Annotated in this window: 17 protein-coding genes; 11 read left to right on the top strand and 6 right to left on the bottom strand. The window is 43.5% G+C overall.

The genetic code is table 11. From position 1 onward, the window contains the following. The first annotated feature begins 31 nt into the window (after positions 1 to 31). Positions 32 to 676, top strand: a complete 645-nt coding sequence (locus FK220_RS01055) for a DUF1684 domain-containing protein (RefSeq protein WP_152573613.1) — start codon at positions 32 to 34, stop codon at positions 674 to 676. A 76-nt stretch (positions 677 to 752) separates the two neighbouring features. Here FK220_RS01055 and FK220_RS01050 read toward each other — a convergent pair whose 3' ends face one another. From FK220_RS01050 to FK220_RS01030, 5 genes are all read right to left on the bottom strand, one after another. Further along, positions 753 to 1,820: an outer membrane beta-barrel protein gene (locus FK220_RS01050; RefSeq protein ID WP_152572434.1), complete on the bottom strand. Its 1,068-nt coding sequence runs from the start codon at positions 1,818 to 1,820 to the stop codon at positions 753 to 755. A 115-nt stretch (positions 1,821 to 1,935) separates the two neighbouring features. Continuing rightward, on the bottom strand, positions 1,936 to 3,168 hold the full coding sequence (locus FK220_RS01045; RefSeq protein ID WP_152572433.1) for an ammonium transporter: 1,233 nt from the start codon (positions 3,166 to 3,168) through the stop codon (positions 1,936 to 1,938). A 31-nt stretch (positions 3,169 to 3,199) separates the two neighbouring features. Beyond that, a complete protein-coding gene (locus tag FK220_RS01040; RefSeq protein ID WP_152572432.1) occupies positions 3,200 to 3,538 on the bottom strand; it encodes a P-II family nitrogen regulator in 339 nt (112 codons plus the stop codon). A 294-nt stretch (positions 3,539 to 3,832) separates the two neighbouring features. After that, positions 3,833 to 4,204: a fluoride efflux transporter CrcB gene (crcB, locus tag FK220_RS01035; RefSeq protein ID WP_152572431.1), complete on the bottom strand. Its 372-nt coding sequence runs from the start codon at positions 4,202 to 4,204 to the stop codon at positions 3,833 to 3,835. 116 nt (positions 4,205 to 4,320) lie between these two features. After that, positions 4,321 to 4,500, bottom strand: a complete 180-nt coding sequence (locus FK220_RS01030) for a hypothetical protein (RefSeq protein WP_152572430.1) — start codon at positions 4,498 to 4,500, stop codon at positions 4,321 to 4,323. A 347-nt stretch (positions 4,501 to 4,847) separates the two neighbouring features. Between FK220_RS01030 and FK220_RS01025 the strand changes: the two genes are divergently transcribed. Further along, positions 4,848 to 5,234 (top strand): pyrophosphohydrolase domain-containing protein, encoded by a 387-nt coding sequence (locus tag FK220_RS01025; protein WP_152572428.1) that lies wholly within the window; start codon positions 4,848 to 4,850, stop codon positions 5,232 to 5,234. Between the two features lie 35 nt (positions 5,235 to 5,269). On the opposite strand, the gene FK220_RS01020 is transcribed toward FK220_RS01025, so the two are convergent. Next, positions 5,270 to 6,334, bottom strand: coding sequence for a branched-chain amino acid aminotransferase (locus FK220_RS01020; protein WP_152572427.1), 1,065 nt, complete (start codon positions 6,332 to 6,334; stop codon positions 5,270 to 5,272). Between the two features lie 107 nt (positions 6,335 to 6,441). On the opposite strand from FK220_RS01020, the gene FK220_RS01015 reads away from it, so the two are divergent. The 9 genes from FK220_RS01015 (at position 6,442) to FK220_RS00975 (ending at position 15,083) form a co-directional block, all read left to right on the top strand. Further along, complete coding sequence (locus tag FK220_RS01015; protein WP_152572426.1) at positions 6,442 to 6,945, top strand: DUF4920 domain-containing protein; 504 nt, start codon at positions 6,442 to 6,444, stop codon at positions 6,943 to 6,945. Position 6,946: 1 nt separating this feature from the next. Further along, on the top strand, positions 6,947 to 7,612 hold the full coding sequence (gene mnmD / locus FK220_RS01010; RefSeq protein WP_152572425.1) for a tRNA (5-methylaminomethyl-2-thiouridine)(34)-methyltransferase MnmD: 666 nt from the start codon (positions 6,947 to 6,949) through the stop codon (positions 7,610 to 7,612). 123 nt (positions 7,613 to 7,735) lie between these two features. Beyond that, on the top strand, positions 7,736 to 8,695 hold the full coding sequence (locus tag FK220_RS01005; protein ID WP_152572424.1) for a TIGR01777 family oxidoreductase: 960 nt from the start codon (positions 7,736 to 7,738) through the stop codon (positions 8,693 to 8,695). A gap of 430 nt (positions 8,696 to 9,125) precedes the next feature. Beyond that, positions 9,126 to 9,704 (top strand): nucleotide exchange factor GrpE, encoded by a 579-nt coding sequence (locus FK220_RS01000; RefSeq protein ID WP_152572423.1) that lies wholly within the window; start codon positions 9,126 to 9,128, stop codon positions 9,702 to 9,704. Between the two features lie 6 nt (positions 9,705 to 9,710). After that, on the top strand, positions 9,711 to 10,829 hold the full coding sequence (gene dnaJ, locus FK220_RS00995) for a molecular chaperone DnaJ (protein ID WP_152572422.1): 1,119 nt from the start codon (positions 9,711 to 9,713) through the stop codon (positions 10,827 to 10,829). Positions 10,830 to 11,028: 199 nt separating this feature from the next. Continuing rightward, positions 11,029 to 11,964: an ABC transporter ATP-binding protein gene (locus tag FK220_RS00990; RefSeq protein ID WP_152572421.1), complete on the top strand. Its 936-nt coding sequence runs from the start codon at positions 11,029 to 11,031 to the stop codon at positions 11,962 to 11,964. Next, positions 11,957 to 13,297, top strand: a complete 1,341-nt coding sequence (locus FK220_RS00985; RefSeq protein ID WP_152572420.1) for an ABC transporter permease — start codon at positions 11,957 to 11,959, stop codon at positions 13,295 to 13,297. Before FK220_RS00990 ends, FK220_RS00985 begins: the two co-directional genes overlap by 8 nt. Next, the gene (locus FK220_RS00980) at positions 13,282 to 14,193 is read left to right on the top strand and encodes a mechanosensitive ion channel family protein (RefSeq protein WP_152572419.1); all 912 of its coding nucleotides are present in this window, start codon (positions 13,282 to 13,284) and stop codon (positions 14,191 to 14,193) included. Before FK220_RS00985 ends, FK220_RS00980 begins: the two co-directional genes overlap by 16 nt. Beyond that, positions 14,193 to 15,083, top strand: a complete 891-nt coding sequence (locus FK220_RS00975; protein ID WP_238718860.1) for a DUF6268 family outer membrane beta-barrel protein — start codon at positions 14,193 to 14,195, stop codon at positions 15,081 to 15,083. Before FK220_RS00980 ends, FK220_RS00975 begins: the two co-directional genes overlap by 1 nt. The last annotated feature ends 5 nt before the right edge of the window (positions 15,084 to 15,088 follow it).

The raw sequence follows: 15,088 nt of genomic DNA, 5'->3' as shown, positions 1-15,088 counted from the left end.
TGTATTTTTGACAAATCGAATGTCACATACCATGCGTTACCTGTTCATTCTCTTACTACTACTACCAAGCTGTAAAGGCGATAGGAAATACCATGATGAGGTCGGGCAAACTATCGAAATGGTCGAAGATGACGCCTTGTCGAGCATCTTGGAATTTCAAAAAAAGTTGAATGCGGAGTTCAAAAACCCGGAGACGTCTCCTTTGCCGGACAGGTACCGAAAAGATTTTGAGTCGCTCGATTTTTTTACCCCGGATACGAATTATGTGGTGCGGGCAAAATTGGTTCGCACCCCGGAGGCCTTACCTTTCGATATGCCCACGACCACCGAAAGGGTTTCAAAAGAGCGGGTGTACGGCCTTGCACATTTCGTTTTGAAAGGCAGGCCCTATCAACTCGAGATGTATCAAAACGAGGAGTTGATACGGCAAGAAGGCTACGAAGACTATTTGTTTCTTCCCTTTGCCGATGCTACCAACGGGGAACAGACGTATGCAGGAGGTCGTTACATCGATTTGCGGATTCCCAAGGGAGATTCCATCATTATCGATTTTAATAAGGCCTATAATCCCTATTGCGTGTATAACAAAAAGTACTCCTGTCCGATCGTTCCCAGTGTAAACGCTTTGGACATTCCTATTTTGGCCGGAGTGAAGGATTTTGGCAAGGGTAAATAAAAATCCCGGCAGTTTCGGCTGACCGGGATTTTTTAACCAAGCAAACTATCAATTAGCAACTAATTATTTCCGTTGTTTAAAAGGAGTAGATGGCAGCTAAGTAGAACACTGCTAAATTATCTTGAGGGAGTCCATCACTGTCTATAAAAGGTTCGTTATCAGTCCAAGTATCCAATCGGATCTCAGGTTTGATTGTTAAATCGTCTATCGAATAACTCCCTGTTAAAGTAGCGGCAAAAACGCTTGGGGTGTCAACCCCGTCAACGTCTGAATGGAATCCGAAGTATTCACCCCTAAGTCCGATTGAAAAGCTATCGGAGGCGGCCAGCTGTGGGTATAAGGCCGCACCATAAAAACCTGCTGTAATCTCGGTTCCTTCGTCGTCGAAGGTATTGGTTTGGTAGGCTCCGTTAATTCCTAGAAAGAACTTTTCGGATAAATCAAAACCACCCGTGTAGTCTACCTCGAAGCCTAATCCGGCATCATCCAACAGTAAATTTAAATACTGTCCGGAGTATCCCAGTTGTGCACCAAAGGCATACTTTCCATCCGATGAGTTAAACTCGGTCAAGTCGGTCGGGTTCATTACGGCCAACATCAAGCTAAAGTCGTCCGATAAGGCAAAGTCTGCCTTTAAACCAGTGTGTGAGAAGGGCCCAAACGAGAATAGATGGGAAGTGCTGTAGTTGAAGTTTCCGGTCGGTGAAATGACCTCATAGCCCAAAAAGGTATTGAAGTTTCCGAAGGTCAGGGTCACTTTATCACTCACGTTCCAGTAGGCATATAGTTGATTGATCACATTTCCGGTAAGGGAGTATTGGGGAGAGTTGAATATGGCGTCGGTACCGCGTGGGCCAAAGACTAGATCGGCCACTGCACCAACTTTTCCCGTTTCATAGGAGGCAATGATGTTTGCCATGCCCAGTGCAAAACCGTCCAGATTGGCAAATGAGGTCAAGGGAGCGACCCCCTCGTCATTAGGCGCATTTAGATTGGTCTTGTAATAAGCGTCGATACTGCCGCCAAAAGTGAACTTCTTTTTTTCCTCTTCCTCTTCTTGTGCGAAGGAAAAAGTAGCGACTAGCAACATCAGTGCCAGGGTAAAACTATTTTTTACGAATTTTGTAATTGTAATCGTTTTCATATCTCAATAAGTTTAGATGGTCCTGTTTGATGAATTCAGGACGTTGTGTTTATGTTGTAGTGGAAAATGGTTATAGGACGGAGCGTTCTGCCAAACGCTCCGTCTGTTTTTATCGTTATTCGTTCATAAAATCCGGATAGGCATCCATACCGTGTTCGTGAATATCAAGCCCTTCGACCTCTTCTTCTTTGGAAACCCGAAGTCCCATAATGGCTTTCAAGGCTCCTAAAATAATACCTGCGCTAATGACACAGAACGCCCCGATAATCAATACCCCGTATAATTGCGTTAGAAACTGACCGGCACCTGCCTTGTCCCCAAAAATACCGACGGCCAAGGTTCCCCAGATGCCGCATATCAAGTGAACGGTGACAGCACCAACGGGATCATCCAATTTCAGTCGATCAATTAAGGCAACTCCGCCGACGATGATAAGTCCAGCAATAAAACCAATGACCACTGCTTCGTTCGGTGACATCAAATCGGCTCCGGCCGTGATACCTACCAAGCCTCCCAAAATACCGTTAAGGAACATAGTTAAATCAAGGTTTTTATATAACAAGGTAGACAGGAAAAAAGCTCCGAATCCACCTGCGGCAGCGGCCAAACTAGTGGTGACCAAAACCAGTGAGGTAAGAGCGGGATCGGCAGAGAGCACCGAACCCCCGTTAAACCCGAACCAGCCCAACCAAAGGATCAATACCCCTGCGGTCGCCATGGGAATACTGTGCCCGGGAATTGCTTTGGGTTTCCCATCCTCGCCGAATTTTCCATATCGTGCACCAAGGAGTGCAATGGCCACTAGGGCGGCCCAACCCCCAACGGAGTGAACCAAAGTAGAGCCGGCAAAATCGTAGAAACCCCAAGAATCCAAAAAGCCGCCGCCCCATTTCCAGGCGCCCACTATAGGATATACCAAGCCTACGTAAACAATGGTAAATAGCATAAACGCCCCGATTTTGATCCGCTCCGCGACGGCACCGGAAACGATGGTTGCCGCTGTGGCCGCAAACATACCCTGGAATAGGAAGTCGGTCCACCAAGTATAACCGCCATCGGCATAGTCGGGGGTCATACCTCCTTCCGGGGCCCCAATGCCAAAACCGGCAAACTTTAAAAATCCAGCATCACCGTCCTCAAATCCGGGATACATTAAGTTAAATCCGAAGGCGTAATAGAGTAGAAGTCCGCCAGTGATAATAAAAATGTTCTTGAATAAAATATTAATCGTGTTCTTTTGTCTGGTAAGCCCGATTTCCAAAAAGGCAAAACCGGTATGCATGAAAAATACCAATGCGGTACATAACATCATCCAAACATTGTTCGCTGTAAATAATCCTGTATCCATAATTATAAAATATCGTTAGTTGGTTTGCGTATTAATTGATTCCTGCGTGTCCGTTTTCCCTAGTGCGGATTCGATAGGCCTCTACCACCTCGGAAACGAAAATCTTTCCGTCTCCGACATTGCCCGTGTAGGCGGATTCCAAAATGGCATTGACGGTACGTTCCATAAATTCGTCCGATACCACAATTGATAAATACCTCCGTTGAATGTCGGTAGTACTGTAGGAGATGCCACGGTAAACATGACCTTGTTTTTCATTTCCCACCCCGGTGACGTCCCAATAACTAAAGAAGTTCACCTCGATTTGATGTAATGCCTTTTTGACATCATCAAACTTGGATTTTCTAATAATTGCCTCGATTTGTTTCATTTCTTTGATTTTTGTTAACGGCGGTAAATATATTTTAAAAAATTTAGTACCCTTGCTTTTTGAAGGGTGTGATAATGAATTTTTATACTTATGATAATAATACCCCCTCAATTTTAGGGGTAGTGGATTTTAGAAGGTAAAAAATTATAATATTAACGAACCGTTAACACGCGGAAATGCCAAAACCTCAAAAAAGACCTGGGCATTTACTTTTTTTCCTCTGTTTTGTTAAATAATCAACCAAAATGCTGATTATTTTTTAAAAAAGGCAAAAACCGTGAATCGAAAGGATTTTTATAACATTTTGGCCAACCATAGCCCCCCGGCTACCGCGGCAACACCTACGACGATGCTCGCTATGGTGTAGAAAGAAAAATGGAGTAATTCGCCTGAACGGAGCAGGGAGTGCTTCTCGAGGGCGAAAGTAGAGAAAGTGGTAAAACCACCACAGAAACCAGTTGTGAGTAAGAGGGTTTGACCTTGGGAGAGTAGATTCTCTTTTAGGGATAGCCCCAGGATGATCCCAATGAGAAGGCACCCGACTATATTGACCAAAAACGTACCTAGAAAAAAGTGTTGAAAATAGTCGTTCAGCGTTTTGCTCACAAAGTAGCGTAGCACGCTACCAATACCACCACCCAGAAAAACAAGTAGAAACGATTTCATCTTAGTCGTTTGTGATATGATTTATCAAAACAATAGTGGGTATAATATAGGGAAAGGACATAATATCGCCTATATCCATCTATCCCATCATTGTACATACCTTTAAAGGTATAAAACTAAACCGCTTTTTTGTACTTGGAAGAAACCAAATCTATCGGGTAGATTTTTGAATCGGTAGCATTGGAATCACCTTTGGTTGTTTTCCCAGCTTTTTCGGAAACTCCACTCAAGCTAAAAAACATAAAGAAGGCGTTGGCCCCGATTAAAATGAAAAGTATGGTAAAGAAAGTCATCATTTATTGCCCCTTTGTAAGATGATTAACGCAAAATTACGTTAATTGTTATGATATACGAGAGAAATCGGGATAATGTTGTCAAACCACTCATTTTTGTGGTGAGGGCAATATTTTTGTTAATTTTTGACAATATGCTTAATGCAAAACAGGATAATTATGAAAACCACAAAGAAAATACCTACCCATTTCACACCTTTGTAATTCTTTGCGTGTAATTTTTTATCCTTTCGATAGGTAAAAACGATTGCAATGGCAAAAACTACGATAAAAAGGAGCGCGAAAATGATTTGTCCGGTGCTGAACATATTCCTTATTTTTATGCAAAACTAACGTAAATTGTCTTTAGAATGAAAAGTAAGATTAGTGCCGTAGAATTGTTTCATGCCTCTTTCGGCCTTGGGATTTCCGATACGGTGAGGGCGAATCTAGGGCCTGAAAAGAACCAACTTCGTTTTAACCTTATGGACGAGGAAAATAAAGAGTATCTGGAAGCGGCCAATAACAATGACCTGGTCGAGGTAGCGGATGCTCTTGGGGATATGCTCTACATTCTTTGTGGTACCATACTGGAGCATGGCATGCAGCATAAGATAGAGGAAGTATTCGAGGAGATACAGCGAAGCAACATGAGTAAATTAGGAGCCGATGGGAAACCTATTTATAGGGAGGATGGCAAGGTTCTCAAAGGCCCCAACTATTTCAAACCTGATATTCAGGGAATTTTAGACAAATAAAAAAGAGCCGATCGGCCCTTTTTCCTATCAAACTGCTATACTTTATACCGCCATCCAAATTTGTCTTCCGAACGGTTAAACTGTATATCGGTAATCCGTTTCTTAAGGCGGGATGCATAGCTATCTTCAATTTCAGGAAGTTCATAATCGACCTCCTTGAAACCAAAACCGGCAATAGGCGAAATGACCGCCGCGGTACCAGCCCCGAACATTTCCTTTAAACTTCCATTCTTGGCGGCTTCGACCACTTCGCTCACGCTAATCTTCCTCACCTCGACCGGAATACCTTCGTCCCGGGCAATGTCCAGAACACTCTTTCGGGTTATGCCATCAAGGATGCGATCGCTGGTTGGTGCGGTTATCAAGGTGTCCCCTATGCGCACAAAAATGTTCATGGCACCGGCCTCCTCTATAAATTCGTGGGCGTGGTCGTCAGTCCATATTACCTGATTGTACCCTTTCCTTATAGCAAGTTGGGTCGGATAGAATTGCCCCGCGTAATTACCGCCGGCTTTTGCATACCCTACCCCTCCATTGGCGGCACGCGAGTATTTCTCTTCAATCAATACCTTGACTTTCCCTGAAAAGTAGGAGCCCGATGGTGCCAAACAAATAAGGAATTTGTATTCGTCGGCGGGCGAGGCATGAAAACCCTTACCCGAGGCGAATACAAAAGGACGTACATACAATGAACTACCTTCTTTTTGTGGAATCCATTGGGCATCGAGCTTTACCAAGGTTTTAAGGCCTTCCATGAAATATTCCTCGGGTAATTCCGGGATTGCCATGCGATTGGCTGAAATATTCAGCCGTTTAAAATTATCCAAAGGACGAAAGAGCCAGACTTGACCTTCACTGTCCTTGTAGGCCTTCATTCCCTCAAAAATCGACTGTCCGTAGTGAAATATTTTTGCGGATGGCTCCAAGCTAATGGCCTGGTAGGGAATAATTTTAGGAGGTTCCCATTGTCCGTCCTTATAATCGCAGACCAACATATGATCGGTAAAGACAGATCCAAAACTGAGATTGTCAAAATCAACTTGTTCAATTTTAGAGACTTCCGCCCTTTCTATCGGTATATTTAAGGTTGTAATAGCCATTTCTAAGGTATTTTTACAGACTAAAATTAGTTAAATATACGAATCAACACTTCCATTTAAGATCAAAAATGACCAATTTTGTTCTGTACTTTTAATTTTTGAGGGATATGAAAAGATTTAACATCTTACTTGTGATTTTCTTTGTGATGTGTGCCTGTAAAGGTCAGGATGGGCAAATTGACAAAAACCAAGAGCAACCGGTTGCCAAAAGAGCGAAGTTGTTTGGTGCCGCAGTTGATGAAAACGAGAGTCTTAGCACATCCGAAATGTCAGATCGCTATCGGGTTATGGCGGTCGCCGATACCGTACCGGCGAAATTTACAGCGGAGGTCGTAGAGGTATGTCAGGCCAAGGGTTGTTGGATGAAAGTGATGCTGAAAGATGGTCAGGAGGCAATGGTTCGCTTCAAGGACTACGGTTTTTTCATGCCAAAGGACATTGCTGGCCGGGAGGTGGTGGTCGACGGCTTGGCATTTATTGAAGAAATGAGTGTGGAGGATCAAATACATTATGCCCAGGATGCCGGACAGCCGGAAACCGAAATGGCAAAAATCACAAAACCCAAAAAAAATTTTGGTTTTGAAGCCAGTGGGGTCCTTTTGAAACAGTAGCTTGAAGCGCAGGATCATTACCACCGCCGATGGTTCAAAAACCATTCACTTGGAAGAATGGAATGAACAGTACCATTCAAAACACGGGGCTATCCAGGAAGCCTATCATGTGTTCATCAAGAATGGCCTTGCACTTTTCAAAAAACGGGACATTCACATTCTGGAAATAGGTTTTGGCACCGGACTCAATGCATTGATTACCCTATTGGAAGCGGGTAACTATCTTTTGAACGTACATTATACCGGGGTAGAGGCCTACCCTGTTGTTTCCGAAGAATGGCAGGCATTGAATTATATTTCCGAATTGAAGGCGGAAACGCTGAAACCCCACTTTAAGAAAATGCACGAATGTCCTTGGGGAAAAGAGGTCCTGATCTCCGATTATTTTTCATTTCAAAAGCAGCATAAAAAATTTGCGGCCGTTGCCGATGAGAATTTGTTCGATCTTATATATTTCGACGCATTTGGCGCCAGGGTGCAACCAGAATTGTGGACAGAAACCATTTTTGTCAAAATGTTCAAGGCAATGAAACCGAAGGGGGTATTGGTTACCTATTCCGCCAAAGGTAGCGTACGTCGCGCGATGCAGTCGGCCGGCTTTTTAGTGGAACGGCTTCCCGGTCCTCCCGGGAAACGGGAAATGCTAAGGGCTACGAAACCAAGGTAATGTTCTACATCGTGGAAATAGGATTCACTTCACTGCGTGCATCCATGGGTAAAAATTAAACAACTCTGTTAAATCGAAATTAAACTTGTGTTTCTTAGCTGCTAAAACCCATACTTTTGTCCTATGAAAGTTTTGATAACCGGTGCAACAGGACTCGTAGGAAGCGAGCTGACCTCACTTTGTCGTAGTAGGGGGATTGCCGTCAACTACCTTTCGACAAGTAAGGATAAATTGGTTACCGAGGAGACTTACAAAGGCTTCTATTGGAACCCCGATAGCCAAGAAATCGACATGGAATGTCTCAACGGTGTCTCTGCAATCATTAATTTGGCAGGAGCCAGTATTTCGAAGCGATGGACCTCCGAACATAAGAGAAAAGTGCTATCAAGTCGTATCAATACACTGAAAACACTTCATAAGGCATTAAAGCGGATCGATACCACTAATATTTCTTCATTTGTTTCAGCTTCTGCAATTGGGATTTATCCGGATTCCTTATCAGAGTATTACGAAGAGGATGATAATCGGGTCGATGACAGTTTTTTGGGAGACGTCGTGGCAGCATGGGAGCAGGAGGCCGATACTTTTACGGGGTTCGGCTTTCCGGTGGCAAAAATTAGGATTGGATTGGTCATGTCAAAGGAGGGAGGCGCCTTACCGGAGATGGCCAAGCCTATAAAGTACTATGTGGGTGCCGCCTTCGGGTCGGGGCAACAGTGGCAGTCCTGGATTCATATTCACGATTTAGCCCGAATTTTTCTTTTTGTAGTGGAAAACACCTTGGAGGGTGTCTATAATGGAGTCGGGCCTAATCCGGTCACCAATAATAAATTGATCAAAGAAATAGCGAAAGTGCTCAAAAAACCGTTGTTCCTGCCGAATATTCCCCAATTTGTACTGAAAACCATTCTCGGTGAAATGTCTTACATACTTTTTGCCAGTCAGCGTGTAAGCTCAAAAAAGATTGAGGAGGAAGGCTTTGTTTTCGACCATCAGAATATTTGTAAGGCCTTGGAAAACCTCTATAGTGAGCCAGGGACCACTGAAAATGACACTACGATATACCGTAAAGAGTATATTTAGTTGTCGTCCCTGCATTTCGTAATCATATATATCCGCCTATGGCGGATTTTCTTTTTCTCTTCTGATTTTTTTCCGGAAATGGACTTATCCAGGCCATCAATCCTGCTACAAAAGTATTTCCTATTGCTCGGATGATGGGATCGATGCAATCTGTTGAACGCACCTTCCCTTCGGATATAGGAAGTTTATATTGGACTCGTCTTGAATTTACGATTTAGGCGAACATAATGGGTTTTGCGGCCATGTATTGCCTTTTACCTAATGTGTAGCCCTTCTCTGTGGCTTAATAAAGCCTATCTCGGGCGGCAAAAGAAGGGTTTGTAGCGAATTTTGGAAACCGGGGACAAGTTCTTTGTGACATTTTGACATTTTTAAAGAATTGGCAGTACTTTTGCCTGCCTTAAGCAGTATAATTCAAAGGAAGTATTCTATGAGCGAAAAAGACAAAACTGAAAATATAGAGGACATACTCGATGGGGACGATACCCAGACACAGGAAATCGAGGACCGACAAACAGCTGGGGACACCCGGCAATCGGAAGATGAACAGGAAGAAATTTCCACAGAGGACCAACTTCGTGAGGAGTTGACCAAGGAGAAAGAGAAGTTCTTGCGTCTTTTTGCGGAATTTGAAAATTACAAAAAGCGTACCTCCAAAGAGCGGATGGAACTTTTTAGAACCGCCGGGCAGGAAGTGATGGTGGCATTGTTACCGGTGCTCGACGATTTTGACCGCGCGATGAAGGAATTGTCCAAATCCGACCACACAGAACTTTTTAAAGGGGTGGAGCTGATAAGGAACAAGTTCAAGGAAACCCTTAAATCGAAGGGTTTAGAGGAAATCAAGATAAATGCTGGCGACGCATTCGATGCCGAGGTGCACGATGCGATTACCCAAATACCTGCCCCGAGTAAAAAAATGAAGGGAAAAATCATCGACGTTGTGGAAAAAGGCTTTTCGCTTGGCGATAAAATTATTCGGCACCCAAAGGTGGTCGTTGGAAACTAAACAGTTATGAAAGAAGATTATTACGCCCTATTAGGGGTCGGAAAAGATGCTTCAGCGGCCGAAATAAAGAAAGCCTATCGCAAGAAAGCCATTCAATATCATCCCGATAAAAATCCGGGTGATGCAAAGGCCGAAGAAATGTTCAAGAAATCGGCCGAAGCCTACGAAGTATTGAGCGATCCCGACAAGCGGGCCCGTTATGACCAGTTTGGACACGCTGCTTTTGAGGGCGGTGGCGGTTTTGGCGGTGGTATGAACATGGACGACATTTTCAGCCAATTCGGTGATATTTTCGGAAGTGCGTTTGGTGGGAGCGGTGGTTTTGGCGGTTTTGGCGGTTTCGGAGGCGGCCAAAGAAGAACAAAAGGGAGTAACCTTCGAATCCGGGTAAAACTCAACCTGGAGGAAATTGCAAACGGTGTAGAGAAAAAAGTGAAGGTGCGAAGAAAGGTGCAAGCCGATGGAGTCACCTATAAAACTTGTGATACTTGTGGGGGTAGAGGGCAAGTGACCAAGGTTACCAACACCATTCTTGGAAGAATGCAGACGGCTGCAACCTGTAGTAGCTGTGGCGGAAGTGGGCAGCTATTGGATAAAAAACCCAGTGATGCAGACGCGCAAGGATTAAAAGTAAAGGAAGAAACGGTATCTATAAAAATACCCGCCGGTGTAGAGGAGGGCATGCAGCTAAAAGTAAGCGGCAAAGGCAACGATGCACCCGGAAACGGAGTTCCAGGGGATTTGTTGGTGGCCATTGAGACCGAGGATCACAAAACCCTAAAACGTGAAGGTGATAATCTTCACTACGATCTATACATCAGTATTTCGGAAGCCGTTTTGGGTACTTCCAAGGAGATTGACGCGGTAGGTGGAAAGGTTAGAATAAAACTGGAGCCAGGTATCCAATCGGGAAAAATACTTCGCCTCCGCGGAAAAGGGATTTCGAGCCTGAACGGATATGGAAGTGGAGACCTTCTGGTACATGTAAATGTTTGGACACCAAAAGAACTCAATAAAGAACAAAGGGAGTTTTTTGAACGGATGCGAAACAGCGAAAATTTTGAACCAAAACCGGAGAAATCCGATAAATCTTTCTTCGAAAAGGTTAAAGATATGTTCTCTTAACATATTTTAATTTCGATTTTAAAATAAAAACGTATATTTGGCTTGGTATTGGGGAACCAATACTAATTTTCTTTTTCATAGCAATTTTTTTCCCATCCTTAATCCTTTTAAGGGTGGGTTTTGTTTTTAGGATGCAGGGTTCGCCTTTGGCCATTAAAACAAAATAAAACATTTGGCTATCTTTGGTAAAATTTCTTCCATGAATAACATTTTGGTCACTGAAGAGGTTACCAAACAATTTGGAAATTACACCGCGCTTGACAAGGTCTCCTTGGAAATCCCCAAAAATAGCATCTATGGCCTGCTGGGGCCAAATGGTGCCGGAAAAACTACGCTGATCCGCATTATCAATCAGATTACGTACCCCGATAGTGGTACTGTTTTTTTTGACGGGGAACCCTTGATGCCGTCACATATCGCCAAGATAGGCTACTTGCCCGAGGAACGAGGCCTTTATAAAAGCATGAAGGTAGGTGAACAGGCGTTGTACCTTGCCCAATTGAAAGGCTTGGAAAAAGGGGAGGCCAAAAGACGACTTAAGTATTGGTTCGAACGACTGGAGATCGGGGATTGGTGGAACAAAAAAATACAGGAGCTTTCCAAAGGGATGGCGCAGAAAATTCAGTTTATAGTTACCGTACTTCACCAACCCAAATTACTCATATTTGACGAGCCTTTTAGTGGTTTCGATCCTATAAATGCCAATTTGATCAAAGATGAAATTTTGAATTTGAAGAGTCGGGGAACCTCTATCATATTTTCAACCCACAGAATGGAGTCCGTTGAAGAATTATGCGAGTACATCGCTTTGATACATGAATCCGAAAAAATATTGGACGGCAAGCTTTCGGAAATTAAAAAAGCTTACAAAAACAACAAGTTTCATGTTGGGATGGCGATAGATCAAGGGTCACTATTTCTTGAGGAAATGGAGCAGCGGTTCGACCTGGCCCATTCGACCTATGATCCGGTCGAAAAACAAATGAATTTTACCGTGCAGTTGCCCTCTGACGACTCGCGAGGACTATTGGGCTATCTCTCGACAAAGGGAAAGGTTAATCATTTCCAGGAAAGCATTCCTTCGGCCAATGAAATATTTATACAAACCGTTCAGCAAAAGGGAACGCATGCGTAAACTCCCATTGATTATAAAAAGGGAATATTTGGCCAAGGTCAGAAACAGGTCGTTTGTGATCATGACCTTCCTGAGCCCTATCCTTATGGTGGCAATGGTGGTGCTCATCGCCTATTTGACCAAATTGAACGATGGTGAAAAGCGGGTCGTTGCCATCTTGAACGAAAGCGATTATTTTTCAACCGATTTCCATACGACCGAAAGCGTGTCATATCTTCGGTTTTTTGATATCGATTTAGCAACGGCGAAAGATTCAACCGCAAATATGGGGTATTCCGGATTATTGTACATTCCTCATGAAACAGATTTGGAAATAGTGGCTAAAAGAGCGGTTTTTTATTCCAAAGATGCCCCGAGTTCTGTACTGCTCGATAAGATCGAAATGGTTTTTCAGGAACGTCTACGGCAAAGAAGACTTCAGAATATCGGGGTTTCCCCCAAAGATTTTGCCACGGTCGACGATCGCTTTGAAATGGACACTGCCACCTATTCAGGAGAAAAGAACCTAAAGCATATCAATGAGATCAAGGCGGCCATTGGAGGAGCATTCGGATACCTGATTATGATGTTTATCATTATTTATGGAGGCTTTGTCATGCGTAGCGTTATAGAGGAAAAGACCAGCCGTATCATCGAGGTCATAATTTCATCCGTGAAGCCCTTTCAACTGATGTTAGGTAAAATAATCGGCACTTCTTTGGCGGGGATTACACAGTTTGCGATTTGGATCATGTCGGCAGGCATATTATTGTTCGTTGCCCTTGCAATTTTGGATATAGAACCCACTTCGCTCACCGCGGGCCAAGATGTGGTTAATAGTGCGGCAGGTGAATTGGCGCCTCCGATTCCGGCGGTTGATGAGACCCTGGGGCTATATTCACAGGAGTTTTTTAAAATACCCTGGCTGATGCTGATCTGTTTCTTTCTTATTTATTTTGTTTTGGGCTATCTAATATATAGCTCAATCTATGCCGCCATCGGCGCCGCCGTAGATAACGAAACCGATACGCAGCAGTTTATCTTTCCTATCATACTACCCTTGATGCTGGCTATTTATGTAGGCTTCTTTTCAGTTTTCAACAATCCGCAGGGACCGATAGCGGTCGGTTTTTCCTTGTTTCCTTTGACCTCTCCCATTGTGATGTTGATGCGATTGCCTTGGGGAATAGGTGAGGGAGGGGTGCCCATATGGCAATTGCTGGTTTCCATCTTACTTTTAGTCGGTACGTTTATAGGGATTGTTTGGTTGGCGGCCAAGATATACAGAGTCGGTATTTTGATGTATGGTAAAAAACCAAGCTATAAAGAGTTGTTTAAATGGTTACGATATTGATGTTCTTTCAAGAAATACCTGAAAAGGTCGAGGAAATTATAAAGGACAACGTCTGGGGGACTATCAAGGAATTCTTGAACATGGGACTTCATCTTGGTGAAGGCGAGAATGCGATTCACATTACCATTGGCCTTTTATTGCTGCTCACCCTTGCGTTTCTTGTGACCAGCTTTGCCCTAAAATGGTTGCGACAACTTTTTACGCGTAAAATGCCGCCAGAGGATAAATTGAAATTTATCAGCATCTTCAAATTTATCAAATACTTCGTCTATATCGCGGTGGTGCTGGTGACCGTAAGTGCGGCAGGTATCGATATTACGATTCTTATTACAGCCTCCGCCGCTTTGTTTGTCGGTTTGGGATTGGCCTTACAAGAGCTTTTTCAGGACGTAATTGCCGGTATTTTCATCATTGTGGACAAATCACTTAACGTGGGCGACATTGTCGAAGTCGATGGTAAGGTCGGTCGCGTTTTTGAAATTAAATTACGCACTACCAGGGCAATCACAAGGGATGACAAAGTAATCATTATCCCCAACCATAAGTTCATTAGCGAAACAATCTATAATTACACCCAAAATCACAAAACTACGCGCGAATCGGTCAAAGTGGGTGTGGCTTACGGCAGTGATGTGAATCTGGTAACCAAAATTCTTGAAGAAGTGGCGCAGGAGCAAAGAGGGGTGCTCAAGAGTCCAAAACCGTTTGTGATTTTTGAGGATTTTGGGGATTCCGCCCTTTTGTTTTCCCTACAGTTTTATATCAACGATAGTTTTGGGGACCCGAAGATCAAGAGTGCCATGCGGTATGCCATCGATGCCAAATTCAGGGAGCAAAATATCACTATTCCGTTTCCCCAGAGAGATGTACATATCTATCAGAAGAACCGTAATTGATGGGGCGTCAACAACAGTTTTGGTCAAAGGCCATTTCAAATTTATTTTTCTTGTGCCTTTGGCTAACGGTTGCCGGTCAGACCCCGGATGTAGTTCGATTGGAGTACACCGTAGTTCCCGAAAACGGATTTGGAATTCGGACCAATCGTTACAGGGCAGTTATTAACGTCCCCTTCAAACTAACCGAGAACAACTATTTCATTACGGGTTTTGAATATAATCGCTATGAATTTGAAATAGATACCGAACTCCCTTTTGAATACGGAACCATCGAAAGACTTCATATTGTCGATATGAATCTTGGCTATCTTTTTAAACTGAATTCAAAATGGAGGGGCGCCGGCGTAATTACTCCTAGAGTAGCCTCCAATTTTGAGCAAGGAATTGAGAATAATGATTTCAGATTGAACGGCTCGGTATTCTTTTGGACCGAAAAAAAGGATATCGAGAGACCGTATCGCTTGATCTTAGGTTTGAGCTTCAATAGCGCTACTGGATTGCCCTATCCGTTACCGTTGATCAATTACAATAGGCGGTTTCACCCCAATTGGTCCTACACCTTGGGAGTGCCGCGAGCAGATTTGAAATACCACATCAAAGACAAACATGTATTTCAAACAGTATTGTTTTTGGATGGCTATTTTGTCAATATCCAGAACGATATCATTTTATCGGATAACACGATTGGCGCCTCCGTATCGCTTTCGGCCTTGGTTGCCGCTATAGGATATCAGTTTAAATTCACCAAGGCCATCTCTTTGTACACCTTAGCCGGCTACACCCTCGCACAGGAAGGCTTGATCAGGGATGGGAATAGGGATAGGGCATTTACCTTGAATGACGAAGGAAATTTTTATCTTCGAACCGGATTTAAAATATCAATTTTTTAAAAGCT

The organism is Pelagihabitans pacificus, from assembly GCF_009371985.2.
Lineage (GTDB): Bacteria > Bacteroidota > Bacteroidia > Flavobacteriales > Flavobacteriaceae > Pelagihabitans > Pelagihabitans pacificus.
The sequence above is the reverse complement of the archived record's forward strand: the minus strand, read 5'-3'. Positions and strand labels throughout refer to the sequence as shown.